We start from the raw sequence: 24,290 nt of genomic DNA on the forward strand, positions 1-24,290 counted from the left end.
CATGGAGCAACTTAATGACGTTTTATTCATCAAGCACCAACTGCGCCGCAATTTATGACTGTAGTATGTCGGCTGTCGGACGTGACATATGATGGATAAGACAGAAACGGTTGTGTCGAACAGCTCGAGCCAATCCACACAGGCGCGCGTGCCAACCCACGTGCTGGATTTCATGCGCGGGTTTGCAGCAGTCTATGTAGTTGTAAATCACGTCAGAGGCAACTTTTTCAAAGGAGGCGGTCGCACAATAGCGGAGTCTGCCGATCCGCTTGGCCTGTACGATTATGTGTCTATTTCGCTACTGCAGGCGACCGCCCTTGGCACTGAATTTGTCATCTTGTTCTTCTGCGTCAGCGGTTTTGCAATGGCGCATTCGATACTGTACACTACGTCGCCACCCCAGTTTTATAAACGACGTCTGATACGCATCTGGCCACCCTATCTGGTCGCAATCGCGCTCGCTGCTTTCGTCTGTGTCCTGTATACGATGTACGATCCGGACGGTAACATCACTCAGAGATGCACGGGGCGTCTCTGCACGGCCGAGGGTCTGTTTCTGATGGCGACCTATGTAGAGGTCGCTACGCCCATTACGGCACAGTTCTGGTCGCTGCCCTATGAAGTCATCTTCTATCTTCTATGCCCTCTGCTGCTTTGGTACCGAGCGGCAATTCCTGCGGTCTTCGGCGCGTCGGTGTTGCTTTCAATCATCGGCGTCGTGTTTTGGGGGGTAGAATCAAACCCGTCCTCCTCGGTTCTGGTAAACTTTGCGATCAATGCAGCGTTTTGGTTTATGTCCGGTGTCGTCGCGTATCATTACATCGAACGGGTGCCGGTCTTGCAGGTGCGCACCTTCGTGATGGTTGCCTTGGGGTTGCTGGGGCTCATAGTGGTCGTGAAGACATTCTACGGCGCGCCCAATGCAGTGTCTAATTCGCTAATGATACTTTTCAGTGTCCTGTGCATCCGAAACCTTCCACATGCGTGGACATCGAACCCGCGCTGGAACTGGGGATACTTCAGCTATTCCATTTATATCTTTCATGTGGCATTCATCTTTTTGATCGCGTTGATCCTCGAACAGCAGTTCAACATACGTGCTCAGGATATCGAAAGTTATTGGGCCTGGATCCTTTTCCTGCCTGTAATACTTGCCGCCTGCTGGGGTATGTATTTCTTGGGTGAAAAACAATGCAACGAACTGTTGAGGCGGATGTCAAAATCACGTCAGAAAGCTCCTGTATGAACGAAGTGCCTAAACGCCTGAAGAAGCCGTTCCTTGATCTGACGCTCTGGAAACGGGGTATATCGTTGCTGGACCAACATGAGCGTCGTATGGCTTGGATCGTTCTGGGAATTGTCATTCTGTCGGCACTCAGTGCCGCGGTGATGGTGGGATCAGTCCTGCCGTTTCTGACGGTCTTGTCTGACCCTTCGCGCATCGAAACCACATCGCAGCTCGCTTGGGCATATGAGCGGTTCGGCTTTTCATCGAAATACACATTCATCGTTGCGCTAGGGTTGGCGACGGTCGCGATGATCGTGATCGCCAATGCGATGCAAATGCTGCGCGTGTATGCGCTTTCTCGATTTACCATGATGCGCGTGCACAGTATCAGCCATCGTTTGCTGGCGCGATATCTGCATCAGCCCTATGAATTTTTCCTGACCGCCCATTCAAGCGACATGAGCTCTCGGATTTTAGATGAAAGCAGCAATGTGGTGCAATATTTTCTGCGCCCTGCAACAGAAGTCATTTCGGCAGCGATCACTATGTCGATGGTCATCGTCGTGGTCATCTGGGTCGATCCGGTGATTGCGATCTTTTCCATTCTTGTGGTGGGCGGCGTGTTCGCTGTGGCCTTGCTTGCCAGCAGCCGAAAACTGACCACCTCCGGTGAAATTCGAAAGACCTCGAACAAGGCTCGATTCAGGGTCGCCGGGGAAGCGCTGAGCGGTATCAAGGATATCAAATTACTGGGCAGTGAACGGGTATTCATTTCGCGTTTTGACCGACATTCGTTGAAGATGGCGCATACGAATATTGGCAAGAATGTACTGACCCAACTTCCACCTTATGTGGTTCAGACATTGGTTTTTTCCGGCGTCATTCTGGTTAGCTTTCTCGTACTTGACCCCAACGCCGATGATCCGACCGCAGCTATGGCAGAACTGGTCCCAATTTTGGGCGTCATGGCCCTTGCCGCGCAACGCCTGATGCCGGAACTGAGTCGCTTGTTTTCGAACGTCGGGTTACTGCGATATGGCCGCGCTGCGGTCGATGCCGTTTACGAAGGCATGTTTGTCGGTGAAGGCGGTGTTGATGGAGCCGAAACCGAGGAGCCGGCTTTGCCGCTGCGCAGAGAACTGGTGCTGAACGGAATAAGTTACTGTTATCCCAATACTGATGTTCCTGGTTTGCAAGGGGTCACACTACGAATTCAGGCCGGCGAACGGATCGGAATCGTTGGAACCAGCGGCGCGGGCAAAACGACGCTGGCCGATATCCTGCTGGGCCTTCTGAGACCTCAGGCAGGCGAGATTCTGGCCGACGGCATCCCCGTTACCTCGGGTCGACTTCTATCTTGGCGGCGTTCCGTCGGGTACGTCCCCCAAGAAATCTATCTGCTTGATGCCAGCGTATCCGAGAACATTGCTTTCGGTGTTTCACCCGCCAAGATCGACCGGGCTCGGGTCGAGAAGGCAGGGCAACTCGCCCAGCTTGATACTTTTGTGTGCAATGAACTGCCGCAAGGATATGATACCCCTATCGGCGAGCGCGGCTTGCGATTGTCGGGTGGGCAGCGCCAACGGATCGGGATTGCGCGTGCTCTCTATCGTGATGCTGACTTGATTGTGTTTGACGAAGCGACGTCTGCGCTTGACAATGTGACCGAACGTGAGGTGATGGCGGCCACGGATGCACTGCCTGGGGACAAAACCATCGTTATTATCGCCCATCGGCTCAGTACGGTGCGCCGCTGCGATAGGATTTTGGTCTTGGACAAGGGTAACATTGCGGGCTTCGACACGTGGGACCGGCTGAACGCGCAAAATGCGGTATTCAAGACGCTGACCCGTCTGGATAAAAAAGTTTGAATGGTTACGGACTGTAAAAATGAGTAACATTTTACAAATGATGCAAACTAGATGGTCGCTTGATTGCCGCGTCAATCAGCTGCCAGCGTTTAAAGGATGCATGGATGAATTCCCTTACCTTTGCTAGAGTTCAAGATAAACTAATTCGTTACCAAGAGGAATACAGGCGTCGCAGGATGCCTAATCCGAGCTTTTACGCGAAAATGGCCGAGCGAAAGCGTCTGGCTAAGCGGCTGCGAAACATACGCAAAGTTGGGGATGGACCAATATATTCCATTGAGAGCAAAATTGGTCAGAAAACCGTCGCTGAGAAAGCTAACGTAAAGGCTGCTGGTATACTACAGGGGCCGTTCATGGAACTTAGTGAATTTGATCTCGACTCACTTCCAGACAAGTTTGTAATTAAACCGATCGTTGGGTCCGGTGCGGACGGGGTGTTTCTCATATCGCAACAAAACGGCCAGTTAATTGATCTTTTGAATGGTAAAAACTACTCAAATAAACTTACGAACCTGTATGTGGAAGGCCTATCGAAATTTTCGGGCGTCGGGTTTATAGCGGAGCAACTTGTCGAGTTTAATAATCGCCCTTCACTGAACTGGAAAGTATTCTCTTTCTATGGCGAGGTGGGGCTGATTAGGCAAGGTGACCAAGGCAAGCCAGATAAACCATACAAGCTATGGTCTCCGGACGGTCGAGATCTGGGTCCAATAGATCGATTGGGATTTCGATATGATCCAAGTTTACTAGCGCCTAGAGATATCGATAAGTTGCTAGAGGCAGCGAAGAAAATATCTCTTTGCGTGAAGACGCCATTCGTCCGGGTTGATCTCTATGAGTCAGATGATGACGTGTATCTCGGAGAAGTCACCTTGAGACCGAGCAGTTTGTGGAAGAAAAAACATTTCCAGAAATTTACGCCTGAATGGGACCGAAAGCTCGGGGAAATGTGGGAGGATGCTCAAGCGCGCATTATTCAAGACATCGACGGCTGCTACATGCCGTAAGGAACATATTATAGGCAGAGATCATGAGCGATTTTCTCCGCCGGCATCCCGATATAACGGAGTCTGTTATCGTGACTGGCAGGATAGACCGCGCGGCTATACGACACTTGGCGGAAGCAGCGGACTGCTGCGTCATTTCAAGCGATACCGAAACTTTCGGGCTTCCGATGGTTGAGGCACTTTCTGTCGGCACACCGGTGGTTTCGACAAGATGCGGAGGTCCAGAAGATATTTTAACTGATTCCCGCTTGGGAGAATTGTGTGATAAAGATAATCCCGACGCGCTATCTACTGCGATGCTTCGCGTGATGGGCACATATGCTACTTATCAACCTGACGAAATTTCGCGTATTGCCGATGGGTTGTTTGGTGATGTAGCTATCAAGAAAAAATGGGCGGCTGTATACAGCAACGTCCTGCCTGGCACCGGTAGCAAATCATGAACAAAGTCAACTTCAGCCAAACGACAGCCTCATGGCCCGTGGTGGTAATGGGCATGCACAAGTCCGGTACCACCTTGATTGCAGATACCTTGCACCGCAGCGGTATCGAGATGGTCGGAGCAGACGCCGGCGGCGGTTATGACGATGGCAACAAGATGGAGCGCGCAGAAACCCGGGCGCTGAACATGGCTCTGCTAGGCGATACCGGAACTGAAAGCTTGCGGCTGATCCGCCCTCTCGCTCCGAGTGCCGCAAAAGCGTTGCATCTGGAACAAGCGCAGGAACTTCTTGCCGGGATGCGATCGCGGAGTTGGGGTTTCAAAGACCCCCGTACACTGCTTACGTTCGGTTTCTGGGAGCAGGTTTTGGAAACCCCGATCCTGGTTGGCATTGTCCGGGACCCGGTCGAGGTATTTGGCCATTACCTGCGGCGAGCCGACCGCAAATGGATCAACCGCGACCCTGCTTTTCTGCCCGATGCGCTTCGCGCCTGGTGCGTCTATAACCAGCACCTGTTAGATGTGAAACGCAAACATCCGCGTATGTTATTGCTGAACTATGCCGACTTCATGACAACGGATGCCGGCATGCAGCGTCTATCAACATATGTAGGACGCGAACTGGTCGATTGCCGTAAGCCCGCGATGCGTCGGGCACAGGCGAAACCGTCAGCCGATTATCATCTGGCGCGGCTGATCGTGCGCCTGCGTGACGGGTTGAGCCCCGACCGAATTTACGCGCAATTAATGAAAGACGTTTCAAAGTGAGCCTCGAAAAGTCAGATACACTCGACGGACCTCCGCAGCCCTTGGTGAAATCGGGTGTGGTCTTCGTCGCTACGGGCGCAAAATATATCGCCTGCGCCGAAGCGGCCGCCCGATCTGTACGCCGTCATATGCCCGAGGTCCCGATCGCCCTGTTCACCAACGCCGGGCAACTTGGCGTCACGCTGAGCGAAGTGTTCGATCCGGTTATCGAACTCGAATCCGTTCATCACCGTTCCAAGGTCGATTGTCTGATGAACTCGCCCTTTGAAAAAACGCTGTTCCTTGATGCCGACATACGGGTGCTCGAGGATGTCAGTGAATTGTTCGATCTGCTTGAAAGGTTCGATATGGCGATGGCGCATGCCCACGCCCGCAACCGCGACGCGACGCGGGCTGTTTGGACGAAGGCGCTGCCGGATTCCTTTCCTCAGCTTAACACTGGTGTTGTTGCCGTACGACGGAATGCAAAGACGCAAGCGCTTTTGCAAGATTGGTCAGACAGCTACAAGACAGCAGGTTTCCGCAAGGACCAGGTCACCCTGCGAGAGCTTCTGTGGGCTTCGGATTTGCGTCTTGCTACGCTTCCACCGGAATACAATATTCGGTATCCGAAAAATTTGTGGCTTTGGAGCAAACGAGAAGCCCGGCCCCGAATCTGCCATTTCCGTCGGTATTCGTTCACGAAACGAAGCGACTGGCTGATGTTTCTGGGAAAGCGGATAGTGGGGTGGCCAAGGCGCACCGCCGCGCGATTGCTTCGGCCTCAGCGCAACGGGGATATCTCGTGACCGACGCGCGGCACAGCGTTTGCCTGTTTATCGGGACCCTCAAGGCTGGGGGTGCCGAACGTGTCACCGTTTGGCTGGCCAGCGAATTGCATCGTCGGGGACATGACGTTGTAGTGCTCACGCACTCCGCCCCCGATGCTGACTTTTTCACACTGCCGGACGGGATCAACCGCGAAACCGTCGGGTTCGACGAAGGACGCGACACCCTGCCTGGCAAGTTGCTTGTGAACATACGGCGTTGTTTGCAGGTGCGTCGTGTTTTGCGGCGGCACCGGGTCACTGCAATGGTGGCGATGATGCCGCATGAGTCGGTGATGGCGGTTGTTTCCTCTTTTGGCCGCCGGATGCGGGTAGTTGTTTCCGAACGCAACGCCCCGTGGCATCGCGAGCAGGACAAGATTTGGACTGCGCTGCGCCGCATTGTATATCGATTTTCCGATGCACAGGTCGCCCAAACGCAGCCGATTGCCGATTGGATGCGTCGGGAAACCGGTAGCCGAAGCGTTGCCATCATTCCCAATGCGGTGCAGCCAAGCCTGCCGTCAGGGCCGCCGGTGGTTCGGCCACAATCGTTTATACGGCCCGGGCGCAAGCTTTTGCTGGCTGTTGGTACCAAACCTTATCAAAAGGGGTTCGACTTGCTGATCGCGGCCTTTGCGCAGATTGCAAACGACTACCCGGAATGGGACCTAGCCATTCCTGGACTGCTGCCAAGCCGGCAAGAACAGGGGATTTCCGGACAGGATATTCTGGATACCGCCGCCAGGTCGGGGTTGACCGAAAGAGTGTTTCTGCCCGGCCATCTTGGCAACATGCCCGACTGGTACGCAGCAGCCGATGTGTTCGTGCTCAGTTCTCGGTTCGAAGGTTTTCCGAACGTGCTGGTCGAGGCGATGGGAGCGGGCAAAGCGTGCGTAGCATTTACCTGCGATACTGGCCCGGAAGAGATAATTCAACACAACGTCGACGGGTTTCTCGTCCGTGATCACACTGTCGATTCGCTGGCTGCCTCCCTAGATAAAGTTATGCGCAGTACGGAGCTTCGTTCACGACTTGCGGCAGCGGCACCGGGCGTAATGCAGCGATATGCTCCGGATACGGTCCTGAACGCCTGGTGCCGTGTTCTGGGATTGCCAGAAGAGCAGAAAACGCGATGAGCGGCGGAGAAATCGTTATATCGCTGGATTTCGAGCTGCTTTGGGGGGTCCGGGATCACGCTACGCGCGACAGCTATGGCGCGAACATTCTGGGCGGGCGGGCGGCGATTGCGCCGACGCTCGAGCGGTTTGCTCGGCACGGCATTCAGGCAACCTGGGCGACGGTCGGCGCGGCGTTCTGCGGCTCTCGCGAGGAACTGCTCGAGGTACTCCCTCACAAAGACCTGTGGCCGCGCTACCAGAACCCAGCCTTGTCGAACTATCGCTACCTTGATGAACTGGGCGCGGACGAAGCCCACGATCCGTATTACTTCGGTGCCTCGCTGGTCGATCAGATAGCCGATTGTCCCGGACAGGAAATTGCCACGCATACCATGTCGCATTATTACTGCCTGGAGCCGGGTGCAGATATCGCAAGCTTTGCCGCCGATCTGGACGCGGCGTGTCAGGTGGCCAAACAGCGCAACATTACGCTTCAGTCGATAGTGTTTCCGCGCAATCAGTATTCACCATTGCATCTCGACACGATTGAACAAAGGGGTATCCGACGCTATCGGGGCAATCCCGGTGCGTGGGCCTATCGGTCGGTAGCCGGTGCCGGGCAAACGCTGCCCCGCCGTCTGATGCGATTGACCGATGCCCATACAGGTGTGCTTGGGCCGCATCTTTTCCGGCCGGGGGGCAACAACGTGCCGGCCAGCCATTTCCTGCGACCCCGCGCCGGGCGCTTGACAGCGCTGCATCCCTACCATCTGGCGGTGATAGAACGGGCGATGACGCGAGCGGCCCAGACCGAAACCGGATTTCACCTGTGGTGGCATCCGCATAATTTCGGCCTCGATACAGAAGCCAACTTGGCTGGCTTGGACCGGATCATTGCGCATTTTACCCGCTTGCGCGAAGAATACGGAATGGTGTCGCGAACAATGGCAACCAGCGGAGAGCGTCAATGAAAGTAGTCGTTCTGGCTTCGGGCGGTACGCCGACGAATATTCTGGTCAACTATCTGGATGATGCCGGCATCCCTCCTGTTGCCGTATTGATCGAACCGTCGCAGTCCCGCCGGGCATTATTGCGGGGCCGGGCGCGGCGATTGGGCAGGCGCGCGGTTTTCGGTCAGGCGCTGTTCATGGCGCTGGTTTTACCCGTTCTCCGGCGGCGCGGTGCCAGTCGACTGAGCTACCTTCGCAAGGTCCATCGCTTGCGCGCCGATCCTTTGTTGCCGAACCGAGTGACGTCTATCCGCACCGTAAACGCGCCTGAAACGCGCGAGCTCTTGAAAAAGCTTGCTCCGGATGCGGTAGTGCTGAGCGGCACGCGCATCGTCAAACCCGACACGTTGCTGGCGGCAGGGGCCCCAGTTTTGAATATCCATGCAGGGATAACGCCGCAATTTCGCGGGGTACATGGCGGTTATTGGGCACTGTGGTCGGGGCAACCACAGGATTTCGGAGCCACGGTGCATGTGGTTGACCACGGCGTCGATACCGGGGCAGTGCTGCAGCACGTTCGGACGGCGCCGGAATCTGATGACAGTTTCGTGACGTATCCGCTTGTTCAGCTTGCCGAAGCATTGCCCGTTCTGGTCGATACCCTGAACACTCTCGATCGCGTGGGCACGCTGCCGGAACCGGTACCGACAGAAGGGCCGGGCCAGCAATGGTATCATCCGACGCTTGGTCAGTATCTGGCCGGAATACGGCGCGGGGTGCGGTGATGCAGCTATCGCCCACTATACGTTCCAAAGATGACTTTCGCGCGTGGCGAAAAGCCGATCTGGAGGGTGCCGGACTGTCCCGGTGGAGACTGGGGATGGGGCTGCGTTATCCTACGATACATTTCCTGCGCGTCCTCAGGCGCGTTGAATACCTCACAAACCGCCGCCAGAACTCGATCATTCGGGTCCACCGGGCGATCGTGGTGGTTTATTTCCGCCTTTTGTCGATTTACCTTGGCTTCACCATACCACCCAATACCTGCGGGCCTGGGTTGCGGCTGAACCACTGGGGCACTATCGTGATCAGCCCAGAGGCGCGCATCGGCGCGCGGGCGCGGATAAACATTTGCGTCAACCTCGGGCTGAAAGACGGGCAGGCTCCGCACCTTGGCGATGACGTCTATATCGGACCGGGGGCAAAGCTGTTCGGCGGAATCCGTCTTGGCAATGGTGTCCGGATCGGTGCAAATGCCGTCGTGAATCGCAGCTTTCCCGATAACTCCATATTGGCCGGTGTGCCTGCGCGCCTCATTGGACAAAAGACCAACAAGGATACGCCCCCCGATGAGCCTGTTTAATGACTGATCGCCTTCTATCCGGCAAACGCATTCTGCTTTTGGGAAGCAACGAACGCGCCGCGCTATCGGTCTGCCGGTCGCTCGGCCGGCAGGGTGCCATTGTCGAGATCGTCGCCTTTGATCCGGTACGTCAGCCTGCGGAAATGTCCCGGTATTGTCGTAGACGGTTCTATTTCGGGTCACCGGTTACCGACGCGATCAAGGTGCTTGACCGTTTGACCGCTCATCTCGCGGAAAACGACTATGACGCGATTTTTCCGATTACCGATTTGGCCTGCGAACTGGTTTATGCGGGGGATGCAACGATAGCGTCGCGTTTTGTGATCGTCGGCCCCGATCCCAAAGCCTATCACAAGGCGGTGGACAAGTCTGAAGCACTGGAGTTGGCGCGCCGGGTCGGGTTGCACGTACCTGATGGCGTCCTGATGCAATTCGGCGATGACCAGACGCCGGCATTCAAGCTGCTGGAACAAGGGCCGGTTTACGCCAAGCCGGTGCGAAGTTCTCTGCTGTCGGACGGGTTTGTCAACGCATTTGAGGTCAAGAAATGTACCACGCCCGCGCAGCTTGAACGCAAGCTGTCCGAAGATTTGCCTCGTCTGCCGGTTCTGGTCCAGCAACCGGTTCCTGGGCACGGGGTCGGCCTGAATTTCCTGGCTGACCGCGGGAGCCTGGTCGCGATCAGCATGAACCGACGCCTTCACGAACCACCCGAGGGAGGCGGCAGTAGTTATCGCTGCAACGTGCCGGTGTCCGAACGCGAATTGCAAATCGCGCGTGGCATCGCGACCGAACTGAATTGGTCGGGGTTGATGATGATCGAACTGAAGCAGGACGCCGACCGACTGACGATTATGGAGATGAACTGTCGTCCTTGGGGGTCGATAGAAACCGCTATCCGCGCCGGAGTCGATTTTCCCGCTCTGGCGGTTGCCCAAGCCCTGGGTCTGTCGCTGCCAACGGCATTGGTCCGCAGCGACCGCCCCGTACATGTGCGCAACCTGAAGAACGATCTACGTTGGGTGGTCGGGCAACGCCGGCGGTGGCTTTCGCGCGGCTCTCCGTTGCTCGACTGGCTTTCCGCCCCGCCGCGCGCGTTGCTAAAGCAAGAGCATATGGACATCGAGCAGAGCGATGACATTCTGCCTGCCCTGGGTCAATTCAATCCGATGTTGGCCCGGCTGGGGCGTCGTGGCCGGTTGGCGCTGCGCATGAAGACCGCTGGTCTGGGTCACCGCCACCGGTTTCGGCGTCTGGACCCGCAAGAGCCGCTGTTGTTTGTGTGCCAAGGAAACATCAATCGCAGTGCCGTCGCCGAAATCCTGTTTCGGGATGCCGGGTTCAGCAAGGTGCGCTCTGCCGGTGTCCTGCCGTTCCAAGGGCGTGGCATCAGCCCTGCCGCAGCACGTTTTCTGAAACAAAGAGGCAAAGACGGCACGCTGCATCGCTCTACCAATCTGCACACATGCAGGGCTTTTGTTTCGCAAGGGGCAACTATCGTGGTGTTTGACTATCGCACCAAGGCGGATGTGCTGATGATTAGCCCCGAGCTTGGACCGCAAATCGTGATGTTTGACGACCTTGCACATGACCATACCGGCGAACTGCATGACCCCCAAGGTGCGACGGAAGCTGTCTACCAGGAATGTTTCGCGCGTATCGAAGCGGTTTTACAGGATCAAACCGGCTGAAAGGACACTGTTGATGGCACGTTTCGTGATCAGGCTGGATGATATCTGCCCGACGATGGACCATGAAAAATTTGCCCGCGCACGGGCGAGTTTCGAAGCAGCAGGCGTTCGTCCGCTGATCGGCGTCGTCCCCGACAATCGCGACCCCGATCTGGTGATCGACACGCCCGATCCAGATTTTTGGAAGATGGTCAGGGCGCTTGACGCGGCGGGATGGGGTATTTCGCAGCACGGTTACCAGCACCGGATCCATACCGGCGACCGGGGTTTATTGGGCATTTCGCCGCGCAGCGAATTTGCGGGGCGGCCGTTTGAAGTTCAACGTGACGACCTGGAGCAGGGCAAAAAAATAATGGCCGACCAGGGCATCGTCGCAGAGATCTTCATGGCACCGTTCCACAGCTATGACAGGGCGACGCTCGCGGCATTGAAATCATTGGGGTTTACCACTGTGACCGATGGCTATGGTCTATATCCCTGGCGCGACGGCGGTCTCACGTTCGTGCCGCAACTGTTTGAATCCTCTGCCAATATCGGTGCAGGGGTCTATACGATGTGTCTACACACAAATAACATGACGACAGAGGAGATTGACGGCCTGGGCCGCTTCGTGAAGTCCAATGCCGCACGTATCATCGGTTTCGATCAGGCCAGTGACCGCGTTTGGCCCGCCGCTCTTAATTGGCCGCTTGGCAAGTCGCTCAAACTGGCCCTAACAGCCAAACGGAAGCTAAGGCCCAATTAGTCATTGCGCCGTAACGCAAGAATGGTCTGATATGTCGTGCCGATGACGGCAGGCATGCTCGCCCCCGGGCAAAGACTGTTTCGCGGTCAGTCCGGATATGACGAGATCACGATCATGCGCCGGAACTTGCTGGCATCGTCTTTTCACAAGTTGACCTTCCAAGCGGTGCGGATATTTCAACTGTGAGGTCCCCGACGTTTATCGCTTTAATCGGTGTCTCATTTAACTGTACTCTGCGCCTAAAGTGGTATTTCCGATATTTTAATGGATCGGGTTGTGCCCGAGCCTAAATGTAATTGCAGCTATATCTGAAAAAGGTCGTCCATGAGTGGGAATAACAAAGTGCAGCGCGTGGTCCATGTTCTCTATTCCGGGCTAGGCGGGCATGGGGCTGTCATGTTCGGGATGCTTGAAGCAGGTTTTTATGCCGATGCAGAGCACCTGGTCCTGTTGACCGGCGTCGAAGAGCCCTTGCAAGATTACGTCGAACGCCTCGACCAGCGCCAGATAGCGTGGAGCTACGTCCCCAAGCAGCCTGGCCGGGGATATGTGTCGTTCTACCGGGCCTTACGGCGAGCCATTTTCGAAAGCGCGCCCGATCTCGTTTTCGTCCACGGATTGGCGACGGTCCCTTCGGTTATCGTGAACCGCTCGCGCGCGGCGGTGCTGGTGCGCGACACGGAAAACCCACATGCCAAGCCATTGAAGGACTGGGGATCACTAGCCTTGGCTCATGCAAATGTCGATGCCGTTGTTCACCTGACCGAGGATGCGGCACAAACGGCGGCCAAGAAGCTCCGCCTTCTGCACCGGCCGGACAAGGTCCATATCATCGGCAACGGACTCGATACCGATTTTTTCAGTCCGGTGCCCGGGGACATCGATGCATTGCTTACACACCCGGTGATACGCTTGGGCATGGTGGCACGCCTGCAACCAAACAAGGATCATATGACCTTGATCAAGGCCTTTGATCGCCTTCGCGCTGCGCGCCCTTCTGTGGACCTTCGCCTCGAGATTGCCGGAGACGGGAACACAAGGCCCGGACTGGAAGCAGAGATCGCGCAGCGTGGGTTGCAGGACCACGTTACGCTGCATGGCACGCTTGGCGCTGAGGGGGTGCGCGATTTGCTGCGCAGCCTCGATATCTATGTGCACGCGAGTCTTGGCGAGACCATGAGCAATTCGATCATGCAGGCCATGGCAGTGGGATTGCCGATCATTGCAGGGGCCGTTCCGGGCGTCACGAACATGGTCGTGCCGGAGGTCGGAGTGCTTTATCCGTCCAGCGATGAACAGGCGCTCGAAAAGGAAATCGCCGCCTTCCTGGATAACAAAGAGAGTGCGAGGCATCTGGCGAAGGCCGCGCGTGCGCATGCGCTGCGCCAGTTCGACGCGAGGCAAACGGCCCGCGCGTATGAGGGACTGGGCGGGCAGTTGTTTCGGGCACGGGCGCGCCGCTGATGCACGAGGTCCTGCACCTCATCCCCTATGACACGGTCGGGGGTGTCGAAACCGCCGCGCGGTCTGTTCCGGCCAACTGGGAGGGCGGGGCAGGGGCTGTGCGCTTTCGCCGTGCGTATCTGGTGACGCATTCCGCAGTCGAAGTATTCCCGGACGATTGGCATGGGCCCGCGACATCCGTTAACCACCCTGTCGCACATTGGAAACTGTTGCAATTTGCACTGCAAAGCCGTGCGGATCTGGTCGTCGCATCACTTTGGCGCAGTTGTCCAACATTTATCGCGCTCAAGGTGATGCGTCCACGCACGAAGACTGTATTGTTCCTGCATTCGGCAGTAGACGTTCACCTGCTCGACAAACTGTTCAACCGCGCAGCAATGATGTTGGCCGATGAGATCTGGGCGGATTCAGCCTCAACCGTTGAGGCGCGTGTTCCCGCCGCGGCGCGCAAGCGGGCCCGGGTGCTTTCCTTCCTGACACAGCGTCCGCCGGCCCTGATGGACGTGCCACCAGGTGGTCAGTCACGCGTCGTTACGCCAAATTTTGTCTATTGGGGCCGCCTGCAATCTGAAAAGAATTTGGAACACGCGCTGGCCATATTTGCGTCTGTTCACGGACTGCTGCCAGATGCCAAGTTCGACATTATCGGTCCGGATCGCGGGGCGCTTGCCCAACTTCGGGCACGGGTTGCCGAACTGGGGCTTGATCACGCCGTAAACTTTATAGGTGCGCTGCCGCAAGAGGCACTGATGGCGCGCGCAGACAACTACAGCTTTTACTTGCAGACAAGTCTTTTTGAAGGGATGGCCATGTCGGTCATAGAAGCGATGGGTATGGGACTGGTTCCGGTCGTGACGCCGGTGGGTGAAATTCCGTCTTATTGTCAGGATGGCCACACCGGTATTCATGTCACCACCCCCGAGGAAACCGCGCAGCGGGTCGCCGCACTGGTTGCTGCGCCTGAATCCTGGCTTGCGCTTTCGCGACGTGCCGCCGAAAGATGGGCGCAGGCCAGTCTGTTCCAAGACGATTATCGTGGCGCTTGCAACAATCTTCTGTCGCAGAAGTAATCTAGGAGAAGCCCTTCATGTGTGGACTAACGGGTTTTGTTACCTTCCAGCCATTCGCCGATGCTGGACAGGCGCGTCACAAGGTGCAAGCCATGACCCGGTCAATCAAGCATCGGGGGCCAGACGCCGAAGGCCACTGGCTGGATGATACGCAAGGAGTGGCGCTTGGGCATCGGCGCCTTTCGATTCTGGATCTGAGTCCATCGGGGGCCCAGCCTATGCACTCGCGCTGTGGCCGGTATGTTTTCGCATTCAATGGCGAAATCTACAACCATCAAGCGCTGCGAGTCGATCTGATGAACGACGTACCAGACATGGCGTGGAATGGTTCTTCTGACACTGAAACCCTGCTTGCCGCCATTGTCGAATGGGGTCTTGAACGCGCACTCGAGAAATCATTCGGGATGTTCGCCTTCGCGCTTTGGGACCGTCAGGAGAATTTGCTGTCACTGGCGCGTGACAGGATGGGAGAGAAGCCACTTTATTTTTCGCAGCAAGACGGCGGCTGGATATTCGGGTCTGAGCTGCGCACGTTGCTGGCGGGCGGGCTGACGGCACCCATCAACCAACGGGCGGTCGCGTCATACCTCAAGCTTGGCTATGTTCCCGATCATCTTTGCATTCTGGATGGTGTCCGCAAGGTAATGCCCGGCAGCATCGTCCATCTTCGTGCAGATGCAGAACCGAAACAGCTGTGTTATGCATCGATCGAAGCGCAATTCGCGCAACCCCGCGAGATCCATGATCGTGACGAGGCTGTGAGAAGACTGGAAAGCGTCCTCGAAGAGGTGGTGAGCGATCAGATGATCAGCGACGTACCGCTGGGGTGTTTCCTGTCAGGCGGAGTGGATTCGTCATTGGTGGCTAGTCTGATGCAGGCAGGGTCTGTCCGCAAGATCCAGACTTTTTCCATCGGTTTCGACGACGCCCGGTTCAACGAGGCACCGCACGCAGCTGCGGTGGCCGCACATTTGGGTACGGACCACACCGAATTCACCCTCAAGGAGGACGATGCCCTGGCCATCGTCGCGGATCTTCCATCTATATATGATGAACCTTTTGCTGACAGTTCCCAGATACCGACGACACTGCTTTGCCGTTCGGCACGCAAACATGTCACTGTCGCTTTGACGGGCGACGGCGGGGATGAGGTTTTCGGTGGCTACAATCGTCACATTCGCGGACCCAAGCTATGGGGCCAAATCAGCAATTTGCCTTGGGCCTTGCGCCACGCCGGGGCTGGTGCCGTGCAGGGTGTCGTACAGTGGGGTATGCGAAACGAGAAGATGTCCCGGTATGCGCTATCCACTCTGCGGCTGCCGCTGACGACCTTTGAAAAACTGCCAAAACTGGCTGCTGCCCTGCGGTCATCAGGAAATCCCGAGGATTTCTACCAGACTTTCGTCTCAACAGGACATGGCTTGGAAAACATGCTGGAGAACCCCGGGCTGGCAGATCATTCTGACCCTCGGGCACTTGACGCGGCGGGAATGGACATGGCCGAATGGATCATGGCGCGGGACACGTCCGGCTATCTGCCCGGCGACATCCTGGTTAAGGTTGACCGCGCCGCGATGAGCGTCGGTCTGGAAACCCGCGCACCGCTTCTGGACGCGCGCGTTGCCACTCTGGCGAGACAAATCCCCATCGGGCTTCATGTGGATGGGCGCGAAGGCAAGAAACTTCTTCGGTCTCTGGTTTACCGCCATGTTCCGCAGTCGTTGATAGAGCGACCGAAGCAGGGGTTTGCGATACCACTGGACGACTGGTTGAGGGGTGCGTTGCAGGAATGGGGTTCGGCGCTGATTACAGATGCTGACCTGACCGAAGCCTTGGGCCTGGACGCGGACCTTATCGGTGAATTGTGGGCTAAGCACCAGGCACGGCGCGTCAATGCCGGAAACGAACTGTGGACCATTTTGATGCTGTTGTTATGGGCCAGAGAGTTCAGAATGGGCGGCACCGCGCAGAGCGCTCAAATCAACTGATGCTCGACCCTTTTCGCTGACCTCAAAGCACGGGCCCGGCGACAGATCTCCGCCTGGGTGGACGACAGGCTATCCCGATATTCGGAGTTTTGATCCGCCAACCACTGTCGACAATGTGACTCTGACAAAAAGGGGTTTGCTTAAAGCCATGGGAAATGTCATATTCCAAAGATATTTCCAGTAATATTATAACTTAGAAATTTGCTGCATGACAATCATTTCCGATCAAAGTTATCATAACAAGACCTCTGCCGGGTGGTTACATTGGGGGCTTTTCTGGCTGGCCGTGACCATAGTTGCGGCCGGAGTGTTCTTTAGCGCCGGCTTTGATGTATTGCTCGATGCATGGAGCAGACCGGAATACAGTCATGGCCCGCTCATTCCGATACTTTCGGGGCTGATGTTCCTGCGTGAACTAAAACAATATCCGGCCCAGCCCGGTCCAAAGAGCGATCGTTGGCCAGGTTTGTTCGTTGTTCTAGTGTCTGTCGCAATCGCCGTTACTGGTGTGCTGTTGAGCGCGGACAGCCTGGTGGCCTATGCTATGATCATCTGGATCGGCGGGATATTGCTGCTTAGTTTTGGCTGGCAGACCGGCAAACATTTCTGGCCTCCGGTACTTCATCTGGTCTTTATGCTGCCTCTGCCCGGCATGGTATATTACGAGGTTTCTACCTTTCTTCAGCTCGTCTCCTCCGAGCTTGGGGTCTGGTTTTTAAGGATTGCAGGGGTACCCGTCTTTCTTGATGGCAACATCATCGACCTAGGAGTGTTGAAGCTGCATGTCGCCGAGGCCTGTTCGGGACTTCGGTACTTGTTTCCGATCCTCAGCTTCTCTTATGTGTTCGCCTTCCTGTATCAAGGGCCGAAATGGCACAAGGCATTACTGCTTTTGGCTGCCGCGCCTATCGCAGTGTTTATGAACTCGGTGCGAATCGCTTTGGCAGGGATCCTGATGCAGCGTTTCGGGGCTGAATGGCTTGAAGGGTTTACCCATTTCTTCGAGGGCTGGGTGATATTCATGGCGAGCGTGTTGATCCTGTTCCTGCTTGCGTGGATTTTGCTGAAACTGAACCCACGCAAGATGGGTTTGACCGAAGCGCTTGATCTCGACACTCAAAATATCCTGCCGCAAATGTCGCGGGTAAAGCTTGTGCAACCTTCCGCTGCGCTGATCATTGCGGCCGGTCTGATGGTGTTTGCGGCAAGCGCCTGGCCGCTGGTGCCCGAGCGTACGCATGTCGCACCAGAGCGATTTAGCTTTGCGCTGTTCCCCAAAGAGGTTGGTGCATGGACTCAGTACGGTGACGAACGCCGGCTGTCACCGGACATCGAAAAGAGCTTGGCCGCCGATGACTATCTTGGTGTACAGTACAGCCGGTCCATATCCGCGCCGACCCTCGACTTCTTTACGGCGTGGTACAAGGATCTGTCAGCCGACGGCGTTCAGCATACTCCGGAAATTTGTCTTCCCGGTGCCGGTTGGGAAATCGCCGAAGTACAGAAGGTCGATCTTTCCGGCAAGCTGGGACTGGAGACTCCATTCAATGTAAATCGGGTGATCATTCAGAAAGAAGAAGACCGAATGATCGTTTATTACTGGTTTACCCACATGGGGCGGACGATTCCCAGAAACACCGCCGCCAAATTCAGTGTGCTGACCAGAGGCTTGGTGGCCGGGCGCACAGACGGGGCCATCCTCAGGCTGATCAGCCCCATCGACAAGGATGAACCGGATGGCGAGGCAAAAGCCGAGGCTGAAATGAACGCTTTGCTGAAAGAGCTTCTTGGCCGACTACCTAGCTTCATACCTGGAGCTTGAGTTAACCTGCGCGATGCCATCGCTAAGCTCTTTTGCCGGGGTTACCGTCTGGCCGCAACTGACCTTATCGTGTGCGGGCAGGAGGATACCTTGGGCCGATTTAAGACAGCGGGTTCTTCCTTGAGTTCGGGAGATATGCCACGATTAACAGCAAACGGGGCACGGCAGGGGCGCACTGCAAGATCAATGTCGAATGACAGCAGGCCACAATTAGAAAGACAACGCTTCCGTATGCCGCACATGCGTAATATGCTGATATATCATAAGGACCGGCCTTGCCCCCAATCAAGCATAGCTGGCTTTCAATATCAATCAGATGTAGGTAAGCTTATTCTTGCCGATATAAAACGCGCAAAATTATAGTGATCCGAGCATAGCATGTGTAGTTCTCTTTATAACGATCATTTTGGTTTTCGCGAGCGACCGTTTTCCTTGGCGCCCGACCCAAAGTTCTTGTACTGGTCCAAGGCGCACACACGGGCCTTGTCAGTTCTCAACTATGGTCTCGTGACGCGGGCACCGCTCACCGTTGTTTCAGGCGAAGTGGGCACGGGCAAGACTACGCTGGTTCAGGAATTACTGCGCTCCATTGGCGATGATGTTACGGTCGGGCTGATTTCTAATGCACGCGGCGACCGGGGGGATCTGCTGCGTTGGGTGTTGAGCGCGCTGGACATACCCGCACCCGAAGGTGTTGATTACGTGACGTTGTTCCAGAGATTTCAAGATTTTGTGTTGGATGAATACGCCGCCGGGCGACATGTTGCTCTCATTGTGGACGAAGCCCAAAATCTTGGGGTCGAAACACTGGAAGAATTGCGCATGCTGACCAACATCAACTCAGGAAAGGACGAATTGTTGCAGATCATTCTGGTCGGTCAACCAGAGTTGCGCGACCTTATTCGGCAACCGTCATTGCGTCAGTTCGCCCAACGGGTGACGGCCTCGTATCACTTAGAGCCGATGGATCTTAATACGACGCTCAAATATATCATGCATCGCTTACGGCACGCCGGCGGTACTGGCCAAGAATTCACCATAGAAGCGATCGTCCGCATCTTCGAAGAATCAGAAGGGATCCCGCGAGTTGTCAACAAGCTATGCGACTTGGCACTTGTCTATGCTTCTAGCGGAGAAGAGGAAAAAGTCGACGTGGCCATCATTGAGGAATTGATCAACGATGGTCTGATCCTGAAGCCGTTTCGTTCCCCACTCCTGCTGACTAACCAGCTAAAAGATATTGGAAAGGCCGCGGAATGAGTCTCGACCTGGGCTTCTATTGGGCAATGTTGCTGCGCCGCCTTTCGGTAATGATGCTGTTTGTGCTTCTGTTCTCGGGCTTCGGGCTTGTAGCTGCGTTTAAATTACCTGAAACATACTCGACCAGTGCGCGGCTGTTGTTCGAGGCGCCACAAATTCCGTCCAGCATGATCACGCCGGCAGTGCAGGCCGGAGCGGCTGAACAGTTGGATATAATCGAGCAACGGCTGATGACGCGGGCAAATCTGATTGATATCGCCAACCGGTTCGACGTGTTCGAGAATATCCGTGGAATGGCACCCGACAGAGTCTTTTCGGCTATGAGAGCCGCGACTGATATTCGCCGCAGAGGGGGAGCGCGCAACGGGGATCGGGCTACCATGATGACAATCAGCTTTGAGGGCCGCTCTCCGCAGATTGTTGCAAACGTTGTAAACGAATACGTAACTCTCGTGTTGCAGGAGAATTCCAAGTTTCGGGTATCCCGAGCCGAAAATACGCTGGAATTCTTTGAGCAAGAGGTCAAAAGGCTGGACGAAGAACTGAACCAGCGCAACGTCGCAATCGCCGTATTCAATTCCGAAAACGCCAAAGCGTTGCCCCAAGACCAGCCGTATCGGTTGGGGCGCCAAAGTCTGTTACAGGAGCGTCTTGAACGGCTTCAGAGGGAGCTCGTCGTCGTCAAGAAGAAGCGAGACCAACTCGAGCTCGGCTTTGACGGACCTGTCGCTACCACGCTCAACCCGTACGAAGAAGAGCTGATAGTCGGCAGGGCCGAACTTGACAGGCTGACGGCAACTTATGACCAAAATAATCCAAGAGTCATTCGGTTGAAGGACCAGATAGATCGTCTCGAGGCTATCGTTGCCGCAGGGAACGACACCGGCAATGCAGATACAGCAGGGGCAGAAGCGACTAAACAAGGGGCGATGCTGGAAGCTGCAAAGGCCGAAGCTGACAGCGAAATCGCGGTACTCGAGGCGCAGATAAGCTCCACCACGACCGAACTGGAAGAAATCAAGAAAAATATTTCGGAAAGTGGTGCAAACGCATTCCAACTTTCCGAACTACAGCGCGATTATGAGATTATACTAAGCCGGTATACGACGGCGGTGTCCAACCTCAATTCAGCGCGCATGGGTGAACGCATAGAAGCGACGGCTCAAGGTCAGCGGATCAACGTAATCGAGAACGCCAACGTACCCCAGGTTCCGAGCGGGCCTGACCGTTTTCTCGTAGCCGCTATGGGCATCTTTGTCGGGGTAGGCCTGGCAATAGGGTATTTCATTTTGTTGGAAGTCTTGAACAGGTCTATTCGTCGTCCAGCCGAACTCACCGAAAGGTTCGACATCAAGCCGATCGCTACGATTCCCTATATGGAGACCCACACCACGAAAATAGTGCGTCGCGGTGTACAGGTGGCGGCTCTTGTTGCCGTTCTTGTTTGTGTGCCCTTGGCGCTTTGGTATGTAGATACATATTATCTTCCGTTGGAAGTGATTGTGCAGAGGAGCTTGGCCAAAATCGGGCTTAGCTAAAGCAGATGAGAGAATTGAAAGTCGAATGGAAAAACTCCAAGCAGCAATTGACAAGGCTCGTTTGTCCCGCAACGAACACAGTGCCGTCCAAACGGCCGAGCCGATTGCACAGCGATCCCGGGAAAAATCAAATCCGCGTCTGCTCGACCGCTGGCAGGCTTTGACACCCTTCGATGTGCAGGAAAAGCACCTTAGCCAGAACAGGGTAGTGACACGGTCAGCCGGCAAGACGGCCACGCCTTTTGACATTTTGCGCACAAAGTCGCTCCTTCAAATGCGTCAAAACGGGTGGAAACGGTTGGCAATCACGTCGCCAATGCCCGGCTCCGGCAAGACCACGATGGCATGTAACATCGCTCTTGGACTTGGCCGCCAACGCGACCTGCGTTCCATACTCTTTGACCTGGACCTGCGCGACCCATCCTTGCGCGATTTCTTCGGTGTCGAGCCGCCCCATGGCATCTCTGATATGTTGACGGGTACCGTACCTTTTGAAGATCAGGCCATGCGGTATGGCGAAAATGTCGCGGTTTCGATGGCGCAACGTGCTGAGACAGACCCGACGCGGATATTGCTAGCCGAGGAAACAGCCGGAAAGCTCGATGCTATCCAGGCAGCCTACGAGCCTGACTTGATGCTTTTTGATCTTCCCTCAGTGTTGGTGAACGACGATACGCGAGCTTTTCTAAAGAACGCTGATTGCGCCTTGATCGTCGTCCGGGCGGATACAACGAGTTACACCCAATTCGAAACCTGCAAACGCGAAGTCGCCGAGCACACAAACGTTCTCGGTGTCGTGTTGAACGGCTATCGCCACGACAAGAGATCATTTGGTGCCACGTAATCGTTGCTTATCGGTATGCGACTGGTCGTGAAAGTTTCCCTTTGATCTTCCTGTTCTGGGCAGCGGTAGATGGACCTGTCGCGGTTTGATGCCGCTCCTTTGATTGCATTTATTGCAGCACAGGAGACTTTCTATTGGACAGCTACGACGACAGGCCACAGATGCCGGAAGATCTGAAGGAAATCGGCTTTGACGTCGGATATCGCCTGGTTGGCAGGATGAAGCGCCAGAATGGTTTTTCCGTCGTCAAAACCTGCTAGCACAAGTTTACGATAGAACGTGTCCGCAAGTTCAACGTCGCGCCGACCCTGTCAGAACGAGACTTCACCGCTGATCAGCCCAACCAGAAATAGGCCGGTGGTATCAGCTATGACTGGATCGGCGTCGTCACCACTCAGCACAGGCATGAAAAAGCCCGGTCGCATTCGAACGAAAGGTGGCTTAAACGAACACCGCGCGCGGCACGAAAGCGGGACCGGTCCATGACGGCGACATGATAGACGTGAGTTGACACCGTGATGCGATGCGCGGACTTCATGATGTCCAACAACCCCGGATGCCCCAAATAGGCCGGACACATGTCGCTGCCGAACAACCTGCTCACGGTGCCGATAAGTTTGCCAAACCGGAACCGTCCATAGTTGCCGATATTGTGTCACTTGCTGAACGCAAAGGATATCGGTTTTTAACCGATATCCTTCGATGTTCGAACTGACGAGCACATGCCCTGGATTTCCTGAAGCAAATCAAACAGGCTGTATATAGGACTCGTTTGCGATCATAGTCCGTTGTTAGTCGTCAGGCCCGCAGTTCGCGCTGCCCTTACCGAACCGACCAGTACACTGAGTGTTTTTGTCCATTGTACGTAAGGTGCTTCGGTGACATAAAGCGTATCCCCGTCCCGCATGTCGAAATTCCGCGCAAGGGGAACTCCGTTCGGCTTGGTCAGGTCCAGCACGTAGATAATGGTTTTGTCGCTGAGGTGATTGCCGCGGCCAAATCCTTTGATGTCGCTTTTTGCCTGTACGTTGCGGATGACGAACAGACCGGTCGGATCGGCGATCGATCCATCCAGACCGCCCACCTGTGCGAGAGCTTGGAGTGCCGACAGATGTCTCATGCCAAACGGTACGTTTGCCTGTAATCCGGTTGCCCCGAGCACAGTGAACACACGGGGATCACGCTGAACAAGAACACGGTCGCCGGCGTATAGCGCTATGTCGAATTCGGGGCGGTCATATATGTCCTCGAACCATATCTCACCTTTGGTATGGTTGCGCAGTACGGTAATGCGCGCAACTTCCGACGGCGCTGTGATCCCGCCTGCGGTGGCCAGCATTTCCATCAACCTGCGGCTGGATCGCTGGATAGGATAGACGCCTTGCGCCGCGATGCCGTCGCCGAGGATCGAGACGGTCGCACCGTCGCCAGGCGCGCGTTGCACCAACACCTGAGGCTGCGGTGTCTGGATGTTCAGCTTATTTGTAATAATTCGCCGAAGCGCTTCGGGCGTGTTGCCTGCGGCGCGAATTCGTCCTGCGTAGGGAATAAAAATGAAACCGGCTTCATCCACTTGGAGTGCGCTGAGGGTGGCCGCGCCACTGTTGCCTCGGCTTAGCACTCCGTCATCTACGTTCTCGTAAATGGTGAATGACAGCGTGTCGCCCGGCCGAATTTGGTCAGGAGCAGAGGAGCTACCATCCACGAATACATGAGGAAAGCCGCTGTCAGCTGGAAGAGCCACCGCACGGGTAACATTTTCATCTACCACCACAATTTCGGTATTGCTGTATTTGTCCATTTTGACATCAAGCAGCTCGGCTTTCTTCGGGCCGGAACGTGGTAAGCCGCAAGCACCAAGTGCGGATACAAGGACAATAGTAAACAGAATTTTTGTCATTCGAGTAAACAATTGTTTCATATTATAGCTTCCGTTTCTTTCGGATGACATCGCGCGCATAGCTCACTGCCAGTATTTTCAAGAAGAATTATTCAACTTCAAATGATTTAAATACATAAAGGTATAAATTAAGCAATCGCGCGATACACGGATTTCGAATGTGTTGCAGACGAGGTTCATCTTTTAGGTTCGGCCCGATTGACGCTAGGCCCGAACGGCAACCCCACCGCGGAAAATCCCTTCTCATTTTCGATAGCGCGAGCGTGAAGCCCGTTCGCCGATACACGCGGTGACGATCAGTTTCGTCCCAGAGTGCGGATTTAGCCTGGATACAAGTGCGATGATGACCCCGGCAGCAACCCGGCACCAGTGCTGTCAGCCGGAAGGATCAGCGCGTCGCTGCGTTACCTAT

20 protein-coding genes and 1 pseudogene are annotated in these 24,290 nt (G+C 55.4%); 20 read left to right on the plus strand and 1 reads right to left on the minus strand.

Going from position 1 to position 24,290, the window contains the following annotated elements; translation table 11 throughout:
- The first annotated feature begins 88 nt into the window (after positions 1-88).
- From AC13DE_RS05535 to AC13DE_RS05630, 20 genes and pseudogenes are all read left to right on the plus strand, one after another.
- Positions 89-1,246 carry an acyltransferase family protein gene (locus tag AC13DE_RS05535; protein WP_483047297.1) on the plus strand — a complete coding sequence of 386 codons (1,158 nt, stop codon included), beginning with the start codon at positions 89-91 and terminating at the stop codon, positions 1,244-1,246.
- Entirely contained in the window at positions 1,192-3,099 is a 1,908-nt protein-coding gene (locus AC13DE_RS05540) for an ABC transporter ATP-binding protein (protein ID WP_483047298.1), read from the plus strand. The genes AC13DE_RS05535 and AC13DE_RS05540 overlap by 55 nt, the downstream gene beginning before the upstream one ends.
- Before the next feature lie 104 nt (positions 3,100-3,203).
- Complete coding sequence (locus tag AC13DE_RS05545; RefSeq protein ID WP_483047299.1) at positions 3,204-4,106, plus strand: ATP-grasp fold amidoligase family protein; 903 nt, start codon at positions 3,204-3,206, stop codon at positions 4,104-4,106.
- Positions 4,107-4,129: 23 nt separating this feature from the next.
- Positions 4,130-4,549, plus strand: a complete 420-nt coding sequence (locus tag AC13DE_RS05550) for a glycosyltransferase (RefSeq protein ID WP_483047300.1) — start codon at positions 4,130-4,132, stop codon at positions 4,547-4,549.
- Positions 4,546-5,316 carry a sulfotransferase gene (locus tag AC13DE_RS05555; RefSeq protein WP_483047301.1) on the plus strand — a complete coding sequence of 257 codons (771 nt, stop codon included), beginning with the start codon at positions 4,546-4,548 and terminating at the stop codon, positions 5,314-5,316. The genes AC13DE_RS05550 and AC13DE_RS05555 overlap by 4 nt, the downstream gene beginning before the upstream one ends.
- Positions 5,313-6,104: a putative nucleotide-diphospho-sugar transferase gene (locus AC13DE_RS05560; protein WP_483047302.1), complete on the plus strand. Its 792-nt coding sequence runs from the start codon at positions 5,313-5,315 to the stop codon at positions 6,102-6,104. The genes AC13DE_RS05555 and AC13DE_RS05560 overlap by 4 nt, the downstream gene beginning before the upstream one ends.
- On the plus strand, positions 6,044-7,261 hold the full coding sequence (locus AC13DE_RS05565) for a glycosyltransferase (protein WP_483047303.1): 1,218 nt from the start codon (positions 6,044-6,046) through the stop codon (positions 7,259-7,261). Before AC13DE_RS05560 ends, AC13DE_RS05565 begins: the two co-directional genes overlap by 61 nt.
- Positions 7,258-8,214, plus strand: a complete 957-nt coding sequence (locus AC13DE_RS05570) for a polysaccharide deacetylase family protein (protein WP_483047304.1) — start codon at positions 7,258-7,260, stop codon at positions 8,212-8,214. The genes AC13DE_RS05565 and AC13DE_RS05570 overlap by 4 nt, the downstream gene beginning before the upstream one ends.
- Positions 8,211-8,978 carry a formyl transferase gene (locus AC13DE_RS05575; protein WP_483047305.1) on the plus strand — a complete coding sequence of 256 codons (768 nt, stop codon included), beginning with the start codon at positions 8,211-8,213 and terminating at the stop codon, positions 8,976-8,978. The genes AC13DE_RS05570 and AC13DE_RS05575 overlap by 4 nt, the downstream gene beginning before the upstream one ends.
- On the plus strand, positions 8,978-9,556 hold the full coding sequence (locus AC13DE_RS05580; RefSeq protein ID WP_446313385.1) for a serine O-acetyltransferase: 579 nt from the start codon (positions 8,978-8,980) through the stop codon (positions 9,554-9,556). The genes AC13DE_RS05575 and AC13DE_RS05580 overlap by 1 nt, the downstream gene beginning before the upstream one ends.
- Positions 9,556-11,247, plus strand: a complete 1,692-nt coding sequence (locus AC13DE_RS05585) for an ATP-grasp domain-containing protein (RefSeq protein WP_483047306.1) — start codon at positions 9,556-9,558, stop codon at positions 11,245-11,247. The genes AC13DE_RS05580 and AC13DE_RS05585 overlap by 1 nt, the downstream gene beginning before the upstream one ends.
- A gap of 13 nt (positions 11,248-11,260) precedes the next feature.
- Positions 11,261-11,992: a DUF2334 domain-containing protein gene (locus AC13DE_RS05590; RefSeq protein ID WP_446313387.1), complete on the plus strand. Its 732-nt coding sequence runs from the start codon at positions 11,261-11,263 to the stop codon at positions 11,990-11,992.
- A 324-nt stretch (positions 11,993-12,316) separates the two neighbouring features.
- The gene (locus tag AC13DE_RS05595) at positions 12,317-13,456 is read left to right on the plus strand and encodes a glycosyltransferase family 4 protein (protein ID WP_483047307.1); all 1,140 of its coding nucleotides are present in this window, start codon (positions 12,317-12,319) and stop codon (positions 13,454-13,456) included.
- Positions 13,456-14,526, plus strand: a complete 1,071-nt coding sequence (locus AC13DE_RS05600) for a glycosyltransferase family 4 protein (RefSeq protein ID WP_483047308.1) — start codon at positions 13,456-13,458, stop codon at positions 14,524-14,526. The genes AC13DE_RS05595 and AC13DE_RS05600 overlap by 1 nt, the downstream gene beginning before the upstream one ends.
- Positions 14,527-14,543: 17 nt before the next feature.
- Entirely contained in the window at positions 14,544-16,514 is a 1,971-nt protein-coding gene (gene asnB, locus AC13DE_RS05605; RefSeq protein WP_483047309.1) for an asparagine synthase (glutamine-hydrolyzing), read from the plus strand.
- A 208-nt stretch (positions 16,515-16,722) separates the two neighbouring features.
- The gene (gene xrtD / locus AC13DE_RS05610) at positions 16,723-18,336 is read left to right on the plus strand and encodes a VPLPA-CTERM-specific exosortase XrtD (RefSeq protein WP_446313391.1); all 1,614 of its coding nucleotides are present in this window, start codon (positions 16,723-16,725) and stop codon (positions 18,334-18,336) included.
- 483 nt (positions 18,337-18,819) lie between these two features.
- Positions 18,820-19,596, plus strand: coding sequence for an ExeA family protein (locus AC13DE_RS05615; RefSeq protein ID WP_483047310.1), 777 nt, complete (start codon positions 18,820-18,822; stop codon positions 19,594-19,596).
- Positions 19,593-21,134 (plus strand): GumC family protein, encoded by a 1,542-nt coding sequence (locus AC13DE_RS05620; RefSeq protein WP_483047311.1) that lies wholly within the window; start codon positions 19,593-19,595, stop codon positions 21,132-21,134. Before AC13DE_RS05615 ends, AC13DE_RS05620 begins: the two co-directional genes overlap by 4 nt.
- 25 nt (positions 21,135-21,159) lie before the next feature.
- Positions 21,160-21,978 (plus strand): CpsD/CapB family tyrosine-protein kinase, encoded by an 819-nt coding sequence (locus tag AC13DE_RS05625; RefSeq protein ID WP_483047312.1) that lies wholly within the window; start codon positions 21,160-21,162, stop codon positions 21,976-21,978.
- Positions 21,979-22,099: 121 nt separating this feature from the next.
- Positions 22,100-22,328, plus strand: a pseudogene (locus tag AC13DE_RS05630) (IS3 family transposase); the annotation flags it as partial.
- 428 nt (positions 22,329-22,756) lie between these two features.
- On the opposite strand, the gene AC13DE_RS05635 reads toward AC13DE_RS05630, so the two are convergent.
- Positions 22,757-23,899, minus strand: a complete 1,143-nt coding sequence (locus AC13DE_RS05635; RefSeq protein WP_483047313.1) for a polysaccharide biosynthesis/export family protein — start codon at positions 23,897-23,899, stop codon at positions 22,757-22,759.
- Positions 23,900-24,290 lie beyond the last annotated feature (391 nt).

Source organism: Sulfitobacter sp. L-8, from assembly GCF_056859255.1.

Coding starts and splice junctions, on each gene's coding strand:
- asnB (WP_483047309.1), top strand. CDS start 14,544: ATGTGTGGACTAACGGGTTTTGTTACCTTCCAGCCATTCGCCGATGCT.
- AC13DE_RS05620 (WP_483047311.1), top strand. CDS start 19,593: ATGAGTCTCGACCTGGGCTTCTATTGGGCAATGTTGCTGCGCCGCCTT.
- AC13DE_RS05540 (WP_483047298.1), top strand. CDS start 1,192: ATGCAACGAACTGTTGAGGCGGATGTCAAAATCACGTCAGAAAGCTCC.
- AC13DE_RS05555 (WP_483047301.1), top strand. CDS start 4,546: ATGAACAAAGTCAACTTCAGCCAAACGACAGCCTCATGGCCCGTGGTG.
- AC13DE_RS05575 (WP_483047305.1), top strand. CDS start 8,211: ATGAAAGTAGTCGTTCTGGCTTCGGGCGGTACGCCGACGAATATTCTG.
- AC13DE_RS05625 (WP_483047312.1), top strand. CDS start 21,160: ATGGAAAAACTCCAAGCAGCAATTGACAAGGCTCGTTTGTCCCGCAAC.
- AC13DE_RS05595 (WP_483047307.1), top strand. CDS start 12,317: ATGAGTGGGAATAACAAAGTGCAGCGCGTGGTCCATGTTCTCTATTCC.
- AC13DE_RS05570 (WP_483047304.1), top strand. CDS start 7,258: ATGAGCGGCGGAGAAATCGTTATATCGCTGGATTTCGAGCTGCTTTGG.
- xrtD (WP_446313391.1), top strand. CDS start 16,723: ATGACAATCATTTCCGATCAAAGTTATCATAACAAGACCTCTGCCGGG.
- AC13DE_RS05635 (WP_483047313.1), bottom strand. CDS start 23,899: ATGAAACAATTGTTTACTCGAATGACAAAAATTCTGTTTACTATTGTC.
- AC13DE_RS05580 (WP_446313385.1), top strand. CDS start 8,978: ATGCAGCTATCGCCCACTATACGTTCCAAAGATGACTTTCGCGCGTGG.
- AC13DE_RS05550 (WP_483047300.1), top strand. CDS start 4,130: ATGAGCGATTTTCTCCGCCGGCATCCCGATATAACGGAGTCTGTTATC.
- AC13DE_RS05535 (WP_483047297.1), top strand. CDS start 89: ATGATGGATAAGACAGAAACGGTTGTGTCGAACAGCTCGAGCCAATCC.
- AC13DE_RS05590 (WP_446313387.1), top strand. CDS start 11,261: ATGGCACGTTTCGTGATCAGGCTGGATGATATCTGCCCGACGATGGAC.
- AC13DE_RS05600 (WP_483047308.1), top strand. CDS start 13,456: ATGCACGAGGTCCTGCACCTCATCCCCTATGACACGGTCGGGGGTGTC.
- AC13DE_RS05545 (WP_483047299.1), top strand. CDS start 3,204: ATGAATTCCCTTACCTTTGCTAGAGTTCAAGATAAACTAATTCGTTAC.
- AC13DE_RS05585 (WP_483047306.1), top strand. CDS start 9,556: ATGACTGATCGCCTTCTATCCGGCAAACGCATTCTGCTTTTGGGAAGC.